Source organism: Mesorhizobium sp. A623 (assembly GCF_054489405.1).
The window spans coordinates 32,576-49,097 of record NZ_JBTMXB010000024.1 but is presented as its reverse complement, the minus strand read 5'-3'; the positions used below and the strand labels follow the sequence as shown (position 1 = coordinate 49,097).

Annotated in this window: 11 protein-coding genes and 1 pseudogene; 10 read left to right on the top strand and 2 right to left on the bottom strand. The window is 62.7% G+C overall.

Going from position 1 to position 16,522, the window contains the following annotated elements; translation table 11 throughout:
• Nucleotides 1-2: 2 nt before the first annotated feature.
• From ACX3P1_RS20260 to ACX3P1_RS20225, 8 genes and pseudogenes are all read left to right on the top strand, one after another.
• Nucleotides 3-725: an ATP-binding cassette domain-containing protein gene (locus ACX3P1_RS20260; protein ID WP_459081396.1), complete on the top strand. Its 723-nt coding sequence runs from the start codon at nt 3-5 to the stop codon at nt 723-725.
• A gap of 21 nt (nt 726-746) precedes the next feature.
• A complete protein-coding gene (locus ACX3P1_RS20255; protein ID WP_459081395.1) occupies nt 747-1,583 on the top strand; it encodes an ABC transporter substrate-binding protein in 837 nt (278 codons plus the stop codon).
• 41 nt (nt 1,584-1,624) lie between these two features.
• Complete coding sequence (locus ACX3P1_RS20250) at nt 1,625-2,755, top strand: molybdopterin-binding protein (RefSeq protein WP_459081394.1); 1,131 nt, start codon at nt 1,625-1,627, stop codon at nt 2,753-2,755.
• Nucleotides 2,756-2,765: 10 nt separating this feature from the next.
• Nucleotides 2,766-4,715: a molybdopterin biosynthesis protein gene (locus ACX3P1_RS20245; RefSeq protein ID WP_459081393.1), complete on the top strand. Its 1,950-nt coding sequence runs from the start codon at nt 2,766-2,768 to the stop codon at nt 4,713-4,715.
• 120 nt (nt 4,716-4,835) lie between these two features.
• On the top strand, nt 4,836-5,075 hold the full coding sequence (locus ACX3P1_RS20240; protein ID WP_459081422.1) for a sulfurtransferase TusA family protein: 240 nt from the start codon (nt 4,836-4,838) through the stop codon (nt 5,073-5,075).
• Between the two features lie 155 nt (nt 5,076-5,230).
• Nucleotides 5,231-6,904, top strand: a complete 1,674-nt coding sequence (locus ACX3P1_RS20235; RefSeq protein ID WP_459081392.1) for an NAD(P)H-dependent oxidoreductase subunit E — start codon at nt 5,231-5,233, stop codon at nt 6,902-6,904.
• 1 nt (nt 6,905) lies between these two features.
• A complete protein-coding gene (gene fdhF / locus ACX3P1_RS20230; protein WP_459081391.1) occupies nt 6,906-9,698 on the top strand; it encodes a formate dehydrogenase subunit alpha in 2,793 nt (930 codons plus the stop codon).
• 206 nt (nt 9,699-9,904) lie between these two features.
• Nucleotides 9,905-10,470: pseudogene (locus tag ACX3P1_RS20225) on the top strand (IS6 family transposase); the annotation flags it as partial.
• Nucleotides 10,471-10,525: 55 nt separating this feature from the next.
• On the opposite strand, the gene torT reads toward ACX3P1_RS20225, so the two are convergent.
• Nucleotides 10,526-11,614, bottom strand: coding sequence for a TMAO reductase system periplasmic protein TorT (gene torT, locus ACX3P1_RS20220; protein WP_459081390.1), 1,089 nt, complete (start codon nt 11,612-11,614; stop codon nt 10,526-10,528).
• Nucleotides 11,615-11,647: 33 nt separating this feature from the next.
• On the opposite strand from torT, the gene torS reads away from it, so the two are divergent.
• Nucleotides 11,648-14,593, top strand: coding sequence for a TMAO reductase system sensor histidine kinase/response regulator TorS (gene torS, locus ACX3P1_RS20215; protein ID WP_459081389.1), 2,946 nt, complete (start codon nt 11,648-11,650; stop codon nt 14,591-14,593).
• Here the strand turns inward: torS and torR are convergent.
• Nucleotides 14,590-15,297, bottom strand: a complete 708-nt coding sequence (torR, locus tag ACX3P1_RS20210; RefSeq protein ID WP_459081388.1) for a two-component system response regulator TorR — start codon at nt 15,295-15,297, stop codon at nt 14,590-14,592. The genes torS and torR overlap by 4 nt on opposite strands.
• A 189-nt stretch (nt 15,298-15,486) precedes the next feature.
• On the opposite strand from torR, the gene ACX3P1_RS20205 reads away from it, so the two are divergent.
• Nucleotides 15,487-16,440, top strand: a complete 954-nt coding sequence (locus tag ACX3P1_RS20205; protein ID WP_459081387.1) for an ABC transporter substrate-binding protein — start codon at nt 15,487-15,489, stop codon at nt 16,438-16,440.
• Nucleotides 16,441-16,522 lie beyond the last annotated feature (82 nt).

Genomic DNA, 16,522 nt, shown 5'->3' with positions numbered 1-16,522 from the left:
CGATGCGCGCCACCGCAAGCGATCTTCCCCTTGCTTTCGACGACGTGTCGCTGAGCGCCGGCGCGACGACCATACTCGACCGCATAAGCCTGACCATCGGGCCGGGAGCGCCAACCCTTGTTGTCGGCCCTAACGGATCGGGAAAGACGTCGCTGCTGCGGCTGTGCATGGGCTTACTCGGGCCCTCGCGGGGCGCGGTGACGTGGGGTGGGCGGATGGATACCGGCCCCGGACGCCGAGCGATCCTTTTTCAGAAGCCGGTGATGTTGCGGCGTTCGGCTGCCGCGAACATCGCCTATGGACTGGCCCACGCCGGTTGCCCGCGCGGCTTGCGTGCCGGGCGCACGCAGGAATTGCTCGATAGTGTCGGCCTGCGGGATCTCGCTTCGAGGCCCGCGCGCCGCTTGTCGGGCGGCGAGCAGCAAAGGCTGGCGCTCGCCCGTGCCTTGGCGCGACAGCCGGAAGTTCTTCTACTCGATGAACCGACGGCCAGCCTGGACCCCGCGGCCACGCGATTCGTCGAGGAAATCGTGCTGGCGGCGGCTCAGTCGGGCACCAAGATCGTCATGGCCTCGCACGATCTTGGGCAGGTGCGCAGGCTTGCTGGAGATGTCGTGTTCCTGGTCCGGGGCGGCCTCGTCGAGCATGCCGATGCCGCCGATTTCCTGGACCGCCCCGCAACGCCGCAAGCCGCGGCTTTCGTCCGCGGCGACCTCGTCCTTTGATTGACCTGAACGGAGATTGAAATGCTGAACCGCCGCCGATTGTTATCAATCCTTGGAATGCTTGTTATGCTGGCAGGTGCTGCGCCAGCGCTGGCCGAGGGCGAGTCGATCGTCGCCGCATCGACGACGTCCACGCAGGATTCGGGCCTGTTCGATCACATTCTGCCGCTGTTCGAGAAGAAGACCGGCATCGAGGTCAAGGTCGTGGCGCAGGGCACCGGTCAGGCGCTCGACACCGCGCGCCGTGGCGATGCCGACGTGGTGTTCGTCCATGCCAAGGCACAGGAAGAAAAATTCCTCGAGGAAGGCTTCGGCGTCAAGCGCTTCGACGTGATGTACAACGACTTCGTGCTGATCGGGCCGAAAAGCGACCCGGCCAGCATCGGCGGCACGAAGGACATCGCGGCCGCTCTGGTCGCCATCGAAACCAAGCAAGCGCCGTTCGTCTCGCGCGGCGACAGGTCGGGCACCCATTCCGCCGAACTCAAACTGTGGAAGGCCGCCGGCGTCGACATCGAGACGGCGAAAGGGCCGTGGTACAAGGATATCGGGCAGGGCATGGGCGCCGCCCTCAACACGGCATCCGCCATGAACGCCTACGTCCTTTCCGATCGTGGCACCTGGCTGTCGTTCAAGAATCGCGGCGATCTGGCCGTTATGGTCGAGGGCGACAAGCGGCTGTTCAACCAGTATGGCGTCATGCTGGTGAACCCGGAAAAGCACCCGAACGTCAAGGTGAAAGCCGGGCAGGCGTTTGTCGACTGGTTGATCTCGCCGGACGGCCAGAAGGCGATCGGCGCCTACAAGATCGACGGCCAGCAACTTTTCTTCCCGAACACAAGCGGCGAGCGCTCCTGACGTCTGTTGCAATGCGGTCGGCATCTGTCCCATTATCGGGCATGATGCCGACTCCTCCCCCGACCGGTGTGCTGATAAGCCTGGAAGCAGCGCGCACAGCCCTTCTCGACGACCTCGCGCCGGCCGCTCCCCGCTTTGTACCACTCGACCAGGCACTTGGTCGCATCGCTGCCGAGATGCCAGCGGTCGCACCGGCGCAGCCTGCGCGTGACATTGCCGCCACGGACGGCTGGGCATGTCGCGCCCTTGAGCTTACGGGGGCATCTGCCTATTCGCCCGTGGGGCTTGCGGACGCCCCGGCGTGGGTGGAAATCGGCGATGTCATGCCGCCAGGTTGCGACTGCGTGCTCCATGCCGATATGGTCGATTTTGTTGGCCCGATGGCCCAGGCTGTCGGCGAAGCCGCACCCGGCAAGGGCGTGCGCCGCACGGGCGAGGACATGGCGGCATGCCGCTCGCCGACGCTTGAAGGACGGTTGATCTGCGCCACCGACCTGCTGGTCGCGCGCAAGGTGGGGCTTGGCCAGCTTGCCGTTCGCAGTCCGCGCGTCCGCGTGATCGATGTCGCTGCTAGCGACTACGGGACGTTTTCGAAGCGGCTTGTCACGGAGTGTCTGACGGCCTCGAACGCGACAATTGCGGCGATAGAGATCACGGCGCGCGATGCCGCCTCGATTGCTGCTGCGCTTACTGACGAGGATTGCGATGTGCTTCTCCTGATTGGAGGCACTGGCGAAGGCCGCACCGATGTGACTGCCGAAGCGCTTGCGCTTCGCGGTGCCTTGATTGCGCATCGGGTTGCCGTGCGGCCCGGCGGAAGCACGGCGATCGGGCGGTTCGGCAACACGCCATTGGTCGCTTTGGCCGGCTCGCCCGACCAAGCCTTCGCGGGTTTTCTTGCCCTCGTCCAGCCGGTCCTTGACCGTTTGTCGGGTCGGTGCGAGCGGACGGGCACCATCCTGCCGCTCTCGCGCAAGATTTCGTCCACGGTCGGGATCAGCGAGGTCGTCCTGCTCGGCAGAGAACAGGATATGTGGACGCCACTTGCCATCGGCGACTTTTCGCTGGAAGCCATGCGGCTTGCCGATGCCTGGCTTGCAGTGCCGGGCGATAGCGAGGGATATCCCGTCGGCACACCCATCGCTGCCATGCCGCTCCGCAATTCGAACTGAACTGGCCGTCATGATGAAGTCTCCGCCTCCAATCCCGCAGAACGCCGGGCAGGAACAGTTTCTGACGATATTGTCACGCGAAGAAGCCCTGGCGCGCTTTGAAGCCGCGCTGTTTCCTCGGCCGGTACCAGCCGAGGAACGGGCTTTGGCCGACACGCTCGGTCGGGCGCTTGCACAAGACGTAACGGCACAGGTCGATGTTCCCCCATTCGACCGTTCTAACGTCGACGGATTTGCGGTGCGCGCAGCAGACTTGGCCGCCGCTTCCGAACTGCAACCCGTTCGGCTGACGCTCAACGGGGAGACGATTGCCTGCGGCCACGTCCCGCAACTCCCGGTTCTGCCAGGAACCGCCACCGCTATCGCTACCGGCGGGCCGCTGCCGCGCGGTGCCGACGCGATCGTCATGGTAGAGCATACCCACCCGATGGAGGCGGAGGGCATCGAAGTGGGGCGTGCCGTCTTGCCCGGACAATTCATCTCCGGCGCCGGCTCGGACATGGCGCGCGGCGAGGTCGTGCTGCGGGCCGGGACGGTAATCGGCGCGCGCGAGATAGGAATGCTGGCTGCCTGCGGAACCGCACAGGTGACGGTGGCTCGCAAACTGCGCGTGGCGGTCCTCTCCACAGGCGATGAACTCGTGCAACCGGGCGAGCCGCTGCGGCCGGCCGGCATTTACGATGCCAACGGGCCTATCATCAGCGCGGCGATCACCGAGAACGGGGGCGATGCCCATTTTCTCGGGGCGTTTGCGGACGACGAAGCCAGGCTCGAGAAGGCGATGCGCGCGGCACTCGCAGCCCATGACGTGCTGATTCTGTCCGGCGGCACCTCAAAGGGGGCCGGAGATGTCAGCTATCGTATCATCAGCCGCCTCGGAGAGCCGGGCATCATCGCCCACGGCGTTGCGCTCAAGCCCGGAAAACCACTTTGCCTGGCGGTGTGCGACGGCAAGCCGGTCATCATTCTGCCGGGGTTCCCGACCTCGGCGATGTTCACCTTCCACGACATGGTGGTGCCCGTATTGCGGCGCATGGCGGGGCTGCCGCCGCGTATAGATGCGCAGGTGAGTGCGCGGCTTCCTTTGCGCGTCGCGTCCGAACTCGGGCGCACAGAATTCGTCATGGTCTCGCTGGTGCAAGGACGCGATGGGCTTACGGCCTATACGACCGGCAAGGGCTCGGGCGCCATCACCTCCTTCGCCCAGGCCGATGGTTTCATCCGCATCGAAGCCCTGGCCGATCACCTGCCGGCGGGCAAGAAAGTGCCGGTGACCCTATTCACGCCGCAGGTGCGCGTGCCCGATCTCGTTGTCATTGGCAGTCATTGCACCGGCCTTGACCTGGTCATAGGAAAACTCTCGCGCGACGGGGTTTCAGTGCGTTCGCTGGCTGTCGGCAGCCTGGGCGGCCTTGCCGCCGCCAAACGCGGTGAGTGCGATCTTGCACCGATCCATCTCTTCGATCCGGCAACGCAGGCCTACAACACGCCGTTCCTCAGCGATGGCGTCGAACTCGTGCCGGGCTGGCGGCGCATGCAGGGTCTCGTATTCCGTCCCGGCGACGAGCGCTTCGAGGGCCGCAGCATAGAGGAGGCGGTGCAAGCGGCTCTAGCCGATCCCGAATGCATGATGGTCAATCGCAACCAGGGCGCCGGCACGCGCATCCTAATCGACCAATTGCTCGGCCCTTCACGCCCCGATGGCTACTGGAACCAACCGCGCTCGCACAATGCCGTCGCTGCCGCGGTCGTCCAGAAGCGCGCCGACTGGGGCGTCACGATAGAGCCGGTGGCGCATGCGGCCGGGCTCGGTTTCATACCGCTGATGCAGGAACACTATGATTTCGCGCTGGTTTCGGACCGCAAGGAGCAGCCGGCGGTGCAGGCATTCCTTGCCGCCTTGGTGTCGCCCGACATGAAGGAAGCGCTGGAGCGGGCGGGGTTCGGTCGGGCCATTTAACGATCGGCCAACAGCGCTGCAAGTCGCTCGGTTCGGCCAGGTTGCCCAGGATTCCGGCATAGGCCGAATAAAGGTGTTGGTTGACGACAGGTTTGCAAGGTGGGCATCATGTCTTTGACCATGACAACGACCATACTCGACCTTACGGGCCTGAAATGCCCTTTACCGGCGTTGAAAACCCGCAAGGCTCTCAAGGGATTGAACCCAGGCGAGCGGCTGGAGGTGCATTGCACGGATCCGCTGGCGATCATTGATATCCCGAATTTGCTCGATGAAATGGGCGAGAGCCTTCAATCGACGAAACGCGACGGCGATCGCTTGGTGTTCCTGATCGAGAAAATACAGGCAGCGACAACATGACAGGGTTGCACAACGGCCTCCTGCGGCGTTTTGATGCTAAGCGATAGGACTCTCGCTGGTCGTGTAATGAATATATCTTGCCTCATGTTCAACACCCTGGCCCGTGCGAAATGTCTTTAAAGGAAACGGGCGTTTCGCTCGGGGGAGATCAGGACATGACGATGCAGGAAAGGCGGCGGAAAGATCGCGGCCCCAAAGGGCGGCCGCTGGACGATTCCGCCCTCGGCGAGATTCAGGGTCTTTTGACCAACCGGGAGCGGCGGCGCGACCTTTTGATTGAGTTCCTGCACCTGATTCAGGACCGCTATGGGCATCTGTCGGCGCGGCATTTGCGAGCGCTGGCGCACGAGATGAAGCTGGCGCAGGCCGAAATCTATGAGGTCGCCTCTTTCTACGATCATTTCGATGTAATCAAGGAAGGCGAAACGCCGCCGCCGGCGCTCACCATCCGGGTCTGCGATTCGGTAAGTTGCATGCTGGCCGGAGCCGAGACGCTGGTCGCCGCTTTGCAGAAGGGCGCGGATCCATCCGCGGTGCGCGTGGTGCGTGCACCTTGCATGGGCCGATGCGCGGGCGCGCCTGCTGCCCGCATCGGCGACAGAGAGGTTGACCGCGCCACGGTTGAGGGCCTGCTCAAGATGGCGGCAACTGGCGACACCGGGGTGAAAGTACCGACCTATACCGGGCTTGCGGCCTATCGCGCCGAAGGCGGCTACCAACTGCTTGAGCAGATGCGCAAGGGCGAAGTGACAGCCGACGCGCTGATGGAAACCATGCAGAGCGCCGGCCTGCGCGGCCTTGGCGGAGCAGGTTTCCCGGCCGGCAAGAAATGGGAGTTCGTGCGCTCCTATGCCGGGCCGCGGCTGATGTCGATCAATGGCGACGAGGGCGAACCGGGCACGTTCAAGGACCGTATCTATCTGGAGCGCGATCCGCACCGTACCCTGGAAGGCGCGCTGGTCGCCGCCCATGCTGTCGAGGCCGAACGCATCTATTTCTACATGCGCGACGAATATCCGGCGGTGCTGCATATATTACGCACCGAGATCGCCGCGCTGGAAGCGGCCGGCATTGCCGAGCCGGGCTTTATCGAGCTTCGCCGTGGTGCCGGCGCTTATATCTGCGGCGAGGAAAGCGCGATGCTGGAGTCGATCGAGGGCAAACGCGGCCTGCCGCGCAACCGCCCGCCCTATATCGCCGAGGTCGGCCTGTTCGGCCGCCCGACGCTCAACCACAATATCGAAACGCTTTGGTGGATCCGCGACATCGTCGAAAAGGGCGCCGAATGGTTTGCCGGCCTCGGCAAGCCCGGCCATCCGGGCATCCGCTCGTGGTCGGTTTCGGGCCGCGTGAAGAACCCCGGCGTCAAGATGGCGCCGGCCGGCATCACCGTGCGCGAACTGATTGAGGAACATTGCGGCGGCATGGAAGACGGCCACACCTTCAAGGCCTATCTGCCAGGAGGCGCTTCGGGCGGTATCCTGCCGGCTTCGATGGGCGATATCCCGCTCGATTTCGGCGGCGAACTGGCCAAGCAAGGCGCGTTTGTCGGCTCGCATGCCATTGTCGTGTTCTCCGATCACGACAGCGCCAAGGCAGCAACGCTCAACCTGCTTAAGTTCTTCAAGCATGAGAGTTGCGGCCAGTGCACGCCCTGTCGCGAGGGTACCGGCAAGATGGTGGCGCTGTTGCAGAAGGACGGCGCACTTGACGAGACCGCTCTGCGCGACCTCGAATCCGTGATGCGCGATGCGTCCATCTGCGGCCTGGGCCAGGCCGCGCCAAACCCGGTCAACCACCTGTTGACGCACTTCCGTGAGGAGCTCTGAGATGGCGGGCACAATCCAATTCACCCTTGACGGTAAACCGGTCACGGCTGCCGAAGCCGAAACAATCTGGGACGTTGCCAAGCGCGAAGGCAATGAAATCCCGCATCTGTGCCACGTCAACATGCCGGGCTACCGCACCGACGGCAATTGCCGCGCCTGCATGGTGGACATCGAAGGCGAGCGCGTTCTGGCTGCCTCCTGCATCCGCAAGCCGACCAAGGGCATGGTGGTCAAGACCGACACCGAGCGCGCGGAAAAATCGCGCGAAATGGTATTCGAGTTGCTCGCCAGCAATATGCGTCCGGCCAATGACGGTCCCGACAACCAGTCGGCGTTCTGGCAATGGGCCTCATCGATGGGGATTTCGGGCAGCAGCCGCTATCCGTCCAAATTCGACGCCGCCGAAGTGGCCGAGTTCGATATTTCCAACCCGGCCATTGCCGTCAATCTCGACGCCTGCATCGCCTGTGGCGCCTGCGTGCGCGCCTGCCGCGAGGTGCAGGTCAACGACGTGATCGGCATGGCCGATCGCGGTGGCCACACCGTCCCCGTCTTCGACATGCATGACCCGATGGGGCTCTCCACCTGCGTCACCTGCGGCGAATGCGTGCAGGCCTGCCCGACGGGCGCGCTCTATGAAAAGACGCTGATGGACCCCGCCGCCAAGACCCGCGCCATTCAGGCGTTCGACAGGGTCGTGGATTCAGTGTGTCCGTTCTGCGGCGTCGGCTGCCAGACCAAGGTTGCGGTCAAGGACAACAGGATCGTCCAGGTCGATGGCCGCAACGGTCCGGCCAACGAAAACCGCCTGTGCGTAAAGGGCCGCTTCGGTTTCGACTATGCCATGTCTCCCGATCGCCTGACCAAGCCACTGATCCGCCGCGACGACGCGCCCAAGGCCGGCGACATCGACCTGCGCAACGTCGACCCGTTGACCGTGTTCCGCGAGGCAACATGGGAGGAAGCGCTGGAACGTGCCACCGGCGGCCTGAAGAAAATCCTCAAGGAAGATGGCGGCCAGGCGCTGGCCGGCTTCGGTTCGGCCAAGGGCTCCAACGAGGAGGCTTATCTGTTCCAGAAATTCGTCCGCCTGGGTTTCGGCACCAACAATATCGATCACTGCACCCGGCTTTGCCATGCCTCCTCCGTCGCCGCTCTCATGGAAGGCGTCGGCTCCGGCGCGGTCTCCGCACCGTTCATGGATGCCATGAAAGCCGATTGCGTCATCATCATCGGCGCTCGCCCGACCACCAACCATCCGGTCGCGGCGACCTATTTCAAGCAGGCGGTCAAGAAGGGCCTCAAGCTGATCATCATGGATCCGCGCGGTCAGGACCTGATGCGCCACGCCACCCATTTCCTGCAGTTCACGGCGGGTAGCGACGTGGCTATGCTGAACGCGCTTTTGCATGTGATCGTGGAAGAAAAGCTCTATGACGAGCAATATATCCAGGCCAACGTGACCGGCTTCGAAGCGCTCAAGAAGAAGGTCAAGGATTTTTCGCCGGAAGCCATGGCGCCGGTTTGCGGCATCGATGCCTCGGTGCTGCGCGAGGTGGCGCGCACCTATGCCAAGTCCGAGCGCTCGATGATCTTCTGGGGCATGGGCGTTTCGCAGCACACCCACGGCACCGATAATTCGCGCTGCCTGATCGCGCTGGCGCTGATTACTGGCCAGGTCGGGCGTCCCGGCACCGGCCTGCATCCGCTGCGCGGCCAAAACAATGTCCAGGGCGCGTCCGACGCCGGCCTGATCCCGATGTACTATCCCGACTACAGGTCGGTGGAGAACGTCGATATCCGCAGCGAGTACGAGAACTTCTGGGGGCAGACGCTCGACCCCAAGCGCGGCCTCACCGTGGTGGAGATCATTGACGCCATCCATGCGGGCGAGATCAAGGGCATGTATGTCATGGGCGAAAATCCGGCCATGTCCGACCCGGATCAGATTCATGCCCGCGCTGCCCTTGCCAAGCTCGACCATCTGGTGGTGCAGGATATTTTCATGACGGAAACCGCCTGGCATGCCGACGTGATTTTGCCGGCTTCGGCGCACGCCGAGAAACTTGGCACCTACACCAACACCAACCGACAGGTGCAGATCGGCCGCCCGGCGCTCGATCTGCCCGGCGAGGCCCGCCAGGATCTCGACATCATCATTGAACTCGCCCGCGGCATGGGTCTCGACTGGAACTACAGCCATGTCTCGGAGGTCTATACCGAGATGGCGCATGTCATGCCCTCGCTGGCCAACATCTCCTGGGAGCGCATCGAACGCGAAGAATCGGTCATCTATCCGGCGGATGGTCCGGGCGTGCCCGGCAACGAGATTGTCTTTACCTCCGGCTTCCCGACCTCGGACGGGCGCGGCCGCATCGTGCCGGCCGACCTTTCGCCGCCTGCCGAAGTGCCGGACGAGCAGTATCCGCTGGTGCTGACCACCGGACGCATGCTCGAACACTGGCACACCGGGGCCATGACAAGGCGCGCCGGGGTACTCAACGCCATCGAGCCCTATGGCATAGCCGCGATGAACCCCTACGAGATCAAACGGCAGGGTCTTGGCGTCGGCGACATCGTTCAGGTCGAGACCCGCCGAGGTTCCGTCGAGGCGATCCTGCGCGCCGACCGCGAGGTCGCAGACGGTATGGTCTTCATGCCCTTTTGTTTCAACGAAAGCCCGGCCAACAGGCTCACCAACCCGATGCTCGACCCCTACGGCAAAATCCCCGAGTTCAAATATTGCGCCGCGCGAATTATGTCGGCAGCAAAGGCGGTCGAAGCTGCCGAATGACAGCGTTGTGAAAACGTTCCCGGCGGATGCCTGAAAGCCGCCGGGACAGTCGAAGTTCGTGCGGCGTGAATGCCTCGATGAACTGGTTGACCGCGCTCCACGGTGCCGTCATCGGTTTTGTTACCACGGCTTAATGGGTACGCAGAGAGGCCTGCTACGCGGCCATTATGCGGCAAGAATTTCGAACTTCTCGCGCTCAGCCGTTGGCCACGGTCCACCGCTGGGTCGTTCATTTCGCGCCGTTACTGCTTGAACGCTTCAACCGGAGAAAACGTCCGGTCACCGGCAAGTGGATGAAACTTATGTCCTGGTGTGTGGTCGCCGGATGTATCTTTACCGCGCCGTCGACAGCGTGGGCGACACGGTCGAGTTCTTCTTCAGCGAGAAGCGTGACCTGCCGGCTGCCAAACGCTTTATCCGCAAAGCGCTGAAACGTCATGGCCGACCAGATAGCATCGTCATTGACGGTAGCCAGACGAACCGGGAAGCAATCATTGCCTGCGATGGCGAGAGCCTGCTTCGAGACCAACCGCCACGGCTACTGAAGCCGATCCGCATCCGGCAGAGCCAATACCTCAATAACCGGATTGAACAGGACCATCGACGCGTCAAGCACCGGATACGTTCCATGCTTGGCTTCAAATCGACCACCTGCGCTGCGATTATCCTGTGCGGCATTGAAATGGTTCACATGATGCGGAAACGACAGGCGAGGTACGCGCACAATCCCGCACCGTCACTTGTCGAACGGTTCGAAATCCTGGCTGCGTGAAAACTGAGCAGGAAGCCTTTCTGTGTCTCAATTCCGAGTTTGCGACAGGAGCCCCTCAGGGAACGCTGAATGTCGGCTTGAACCAGGCTGGCGCGAGGTTCTTTTCCAGGTCCAGCGAATTGACGTTCTTGCGATCGATCACTTCGACAGGCGGGCCAACATGGCGATAGACCAGCGTTCCCTCGATCGCCCGGATCGCCTGATCGATGGCTATGCGGCCCTGCAGCGAGGGCGAGTCCGTTGGCGCGGCGACGACCTTGTGCCGGTAGATCGCCCGAAACGTGCTGTGTGTGAAATAATCCGCCAGAACCTTCACCTGGTTGTCGCGGCCCTGCGCGCGCAATAGGCTGACGGCGGCGTCGGCGGTGAGAGCGCTGCCGACGATGTAGTCGATGTCGGGATGTTCCTCCAGCGTCTCCTCGAGCAGCAGGAGTTGGATCTCAAAGCCGGTGTCGCCCCATTTGACCGCCACGATCTCGGCGGAACTTTCCTTCAGGGCGCCCAGGAAGCCCGCTTCGACGAATTTGACCCAGCCCGCGCCCTTGGGGCCAGGAAACCACGCGACCTTGACCGGGCTCGACCCACGCGGGTGCTGGCGCGCCAGATAGTTGCCGACCGAACGGCCCATTTCTTCCCAGGAAACGCCGGCCTTCGCCGTTATACCGTCATCCTCGATATCGTTTACGGCGGCAATGACGGGGATACGCCGGGCGATTTCCTTGATCGTGGGCGTGAGGCCACTATACGATACCGTGCCGACGATAAGTACGTCGGCATCGACGCTGCATGTGCGAATTTGTTCGATCTGCGTTTCGAGATTGGGGTAGCCGCCAGCTTCGACGACCGTCAGCCTGACGCCGGTTGCCCTGGCCTGCTCGACCATGCCGTAATTGACGCTGGCCCAATAGGAGTCTTTCAGGTGAGGATAGGCGGCGCAGATACGCCATGGTTTGGCGGCTTTGCGCACCGGCGTGTAGTCTATCGTGTGTGGCGCTTTGGAGTAATCGAATGCAGGCTGCCAGGAATCGAGACGCCAGGTTTCCGTGGACGTTCCGGCCTCGCTGTGTCCAGCCATGAACAGCAGGCAGGCAACGGCGAGCAGGCACAGGCGATGGGCGATTGATTTGGCGAGCCTCATTTGCATAAGGCTAGACATCTTGGGCGGATCGGGCAAACCATGATTGTGCGAAAGGCATTTCGCGGGCTTGGCATAGGCGGAAGGCTGTTCTTCGCCTTCTTGTGCATCACTGCGTTATCGCTTTCGTCGGGCGTGGCCGGCTGGCTGATCCTGCGCCATATCTCGCTGGCCCAGTCCATGGTCAATGCACAGGCCTTGCCGGCGGTCGGGGCCACCCAGCGAACCGCTGAGCTCAGCGCGCGGCTGGTCGCCATGGCCCCCGCGCTTACCGTGGTCCGCTCCCGCCCCGGCTTGCAGGTCGAGCAGGCCAAGCTCTCCAGCCTCGCTCTCGAGATAAGCCAGTCGCTCAAGGACGTCAGGCAATTGTCGATCGCCCCCGATTTGGTCGAGGAGTTCTCCAGGTCGGTGGAAAAGATGCTGGCCAATCTCAAAAGCCAGGAGGACCTTGTCCGTCGCCGCCTCGATCTGGAACGCGCCTATCGCGACAGGGCCGACAAGGCGGCCAATGCCGCACAGTCGATTTTCCTGCTCGCCGAGACGCTGGTATCCAATGCGTCGGCCGGGGCGTCCGCCGTTACGGCGAACCTCTACGATCTGATCGGCGATCCGGCGCGCAAGGAAGATGCCTACCGTGCCGTCGATCGTCTGATCGAACACGACATCTACCTGATGGAGCGGATGTATGAGTTGCGCCACCGCAGCGCCCAGATAAACCTGCTCATCAATCGCCTGACGCGGGCCCAGACGTCGGAGGAGATCAATGAAATAAGTGCCGTCTACCAAGGGAATCTGCGGGTTGTTCGCCGCAGGGTTTCAAGCATCGACGATCCGGTCCGGCGCGCACAGGCCAAAGACTTCCTCGCGGCGATAGAGACCTCGGCTGGCAACACTCCCGTCTCCGGGACCATTTTCGGGCACCGCGAGGATATGGTTGAACTCGCCGGCACGCTGGAAACGCTGACCCAGGCCAATAGCGATCTTTCGGTGAGCCTGAATGCGGTAGCCAGCAAGATTTTGAGGCAGGCGAGCGAATTCGCCGGTGCCACTGCCAGCCGTGCGGATAACGCGGTACAACTCGGCCTTTATGTGCTGCTGACTGCCCTGATCGGTGCGATCCTGGTTTCGGGGGCGATCGTCTGGTTTTACGTCGAACAAGGCTTGGTTCGCCGCTTGCGCGACCTTTCACGGGCCATGCAGCGGTTGACCGCCGGAGATCTCGCCGTCAGCGTGACGGAGACCGGCGAGGGTGAATTGAGGGCGATGGCCATCGCCGTCAATAGGTTCAGGGACGAATCGCAGCAGCGCCTGCGTCTGGAAAACGAGCGCGCGCGCATCACCGAGGAACTGCGGCGGCACCGCGAGGAGCTTCAACAACTGGTAGAGGAGCAGACCGAGCAGATCAGGCTGACCAATACGCGCCTGCGCCGGGAGGTCGTCGATCATGCCGAGGCGCGCGAACACGCCGAGCAGGCAAGCAATGCAAAGTCGGCCTTCCTCGCCACTATGAGCCATGAAATCCGCACGCCGATGACCGGCATGTTGGGGATGGTGAGTTTGCTGGCGGATTCGGAACTTGATCCGGGGCAGCGCAAGCAACTGTCCATTCTGGCCAGTTCCGGCGAGGCGTTGCTGGGTATCCTCAACGCCATTCTGGACTATTCGAAGATCGAATCGGGAACGGTCGTGGTCGAGCCGGTCGATTTTGCGCTCGGGTCCCTGATGGAGGGTATCGCGGCCCTGATGCAGCCGACCGCCGCCGAAAAGGGGCTCGACCTGACGCTTGATCTCGACTGCCGGCTGGCGCCTCTTCATCATGCCGACGTGGGCAAGATACGCCAGATCATCTTCAATCTGGTCAGCAACGCGATCAAGTTCACGGACAAGGGCGGCCTGCGGGTCGCGGTGGAACTCGAAAGCGCGCGCGAGGCTTCTCAAATGGTGCGCGTGACGGTTGCCGATACCGGCATCGGCATTGCCGCCGACCATCTGGACGACGTGTTCCAGCCGTTTCTGCAAGTAGACGCTTCCATTACCCGGCGCTTTCGCGGCACCGGGCTGGGTCTTGCCATCAGCCGGCATCTCGCCAACCTGATTGGCGCGGACCTCACGCTCACTTCGGAGATCGGCCGCGGCAGCATGTTCACCCTCACCATGCCGCTGCAAGCGGCAACTGGCGCGCTGCCGCAGGCAACCGACGGACCCGGCCGAGAGGGGCGCAGCGCTTCGCCTCGAAACATTCTCCTCGTTGAAGATGACGATGCCACGCGGCTGGTTGCCCAAACCATCCTGTCGAAAGCCGGGCACTGCGTGAAATCCGTCGGATCTGGCCATCTCGCCCTAGAGGCGCTGGCGGCGTTTAGCCCTGACATCGTGGTCATGGACATCAGCCTTCCGGACATGAACGGAATGGAGACGGCAAAGCGCCTGCGCATCGCCTCGAACCGTCCGGGGTTGCCGGTCATCGCGATGTCGGCACATGTCTTCAAGGAAGACGTGGAACGGCATCTGCGCTCCGGCATGGATGCTTTCGTCGCCAAGCCGATCGATCGCGAGCGGCTGCTGGAAGCGATTGCGGCGCTGTCGGGCGAACCGCCTTCCCCGGCACCCGTCGCCGCCGCGCTGGATGCGTCGATCTACGCGGCCGATATCGACGCCCTAGGCATCGAAACCGTCAGGCGCTTGCAGGACATAGCCCGCGACAGCCTTCCGCGCCGGTTCCGCTTGATGGGCGAAGCCTTGCGGGTCGAGGATCGGCAGGCGCTCCGGGACCTGGCCCACTCGACACGCAGCGCGGCGGGCTCGATCGGCTTCCTGCGGCTTTTGCAGAGTGCCGAGGCGCTTGAGACAGGATGTGCCCGGCGTCCAATTCCGCAACTTGGCCGGATGGTTGCCGATTGCGAGGAGGCTTTCGCAGAGGGCGTGCGGCAGTGGGAGGAACTGGCTACCCAACCCACGGAAACTGACGGAGCAGTCGGGACCTGCTAGGCTGCGTTCGCTGCGAAAAAGTAGCCTTCGCCGTGAGACGTGACGATGATCCGGGGAGAGCGGGGATTGTCCTTGAGCTTCTTGCGCACGCGTCGCACGATCACGTCGACGGTCCTGTCGCTCGGGTCCCAGTCCCTTCCTGAAATTTCATGCAGCAATCGCTCGCGCGAAAGCACCTGGCCGGGATTGGAGGTCAGGGCGGCCAGCAGTCTGAATTCGGCGCGCGTCATCTCGACATAGACGCCGTCCTCGGCCCGCAAGGTGCGGCGCGAGACATCCAGCGCCCAGCCGTCGAAACAACGCAGGCCCGACGCGCCGCCGCTATGCCGGTTGTGGCCGAGGCGGCGCAGGAGGCCTTTCACGCGGGCAAGAAGCTCACGGTGCTCGACCGGCTTGGTCACATAGTCGTCGGCTCCGATCTCCAGCCCGACGATCCGGTCGATGGTGTCGGTCCTTCCGGTGACGAGAATGATGCCGGCATTCGAGTGCTCGCGCTGTTCGCGCGTCAGTTTCAACCCGTCTTCCCCTGGCAGGTTGATATCGATCAGCAGGAGATCGGCCGGATGGCGCTCGATGATGGCACGCATCTGGCCGCCATCGGCGGCTTCGCTGACGAGATAGCCTTCGGCCGCAAAATAGCTGGCGAGCTTGGACCGCGTCACCGGGTCGTCTTCGACGACGACGATATGATGTTGAACCGGCATGGTGCATCTCTCCCCGACACGCCTGTTAACATATTTTCACAAACCAGACCATAGATTTTACTTAGCCACCGACACCGGTTCACGAGTCCCGGTTATGGTTGCAGGGCTGGGAATGAAACGGACATCCACTGATCCTGGCTGTCCTGCTTGCCGGCGAAGAGGAGCAACAAAATAAGTGGGGAGAACTCGGTGAAGAAACTTATCCGGTCCACATGCCTGGCGACAGCTTTCACGCTGCTTGCGGGGGCGGCATTTGCGGAAGATTCCACGGACGTCATCAAGATTCCGACGCACAACTGGTCAAGCCAGATCGTCGGCGCGCACATTTTCGGCAAGCTTTTGGAGAAGACCGGCGCAACTGTGGAGTATGTATCCTCCGACAGCCAGGTCGTTTACACGGCCATCTGCGAAGGCGATATCCATCTCGCCAACGAAGTATGGGAAGGCGCTTACGGCGTTGCCTTCCAGAAGGTCGTGGATGAAGGCTGCGTCATCGACGCCGGGACTCACGACGCCAAGACCCGCGAAGAATGGTGGTATCCAAGCTATGTCGAGGAAATCTGCCCCGGCCTGCCCGCCTGGGAAGCCCTGAACGCCTGCGCGGAAAAGTTCTCGACGGCCGAAACCAGCCCGAAGGGGCGATTCCTCGGCGGCCCCGTCGACTGGCTGAAGCACGACGAAGAACGGGTCAAGGCGCTCGGCATAAACTTCGAAGTGGTCAATGCCGGTTCGGCGGCCGCTCTGTGGGCGGAACTCGACTCTGCCGAGAAGCGCAAGGAGCCCATCGTCCTTTTCAACTGGACGCCTAACTTCATCGAAGCGCTCTATGAGGGCAAGTTTGTGGAGTTCCCGGCCTTCGATCCCAAGTGCAAGGACGATCCGTCCTGGGGCACCAACAAGGACTTGGCCTACGACTGCGGAAATCCGAAGGACGGCTATCTGAAGATCGGCGTCTGGAAGGAATTCCCCAACAAATGGCCCAAGGCCTACGCGGTTCTTCAGAAGATCAACTTCACCAATATGGACGTCGCCGTTCAGGCCAAACTTGCCGACATCGACAACATGGAGCCGGCTGCTGCCGCCGACAAATGGCTGGCCGACAATGAAAGCCGCTGGAAGGTGTGGCTGGAGGCGGCCAACTAAGGCCACGCCAGCATCGCTCCCATCGGGGCGCCGGCATCCGCGTGCCGGCGCTCCGTTTGGACATACGCCATGAGCCGTCGCC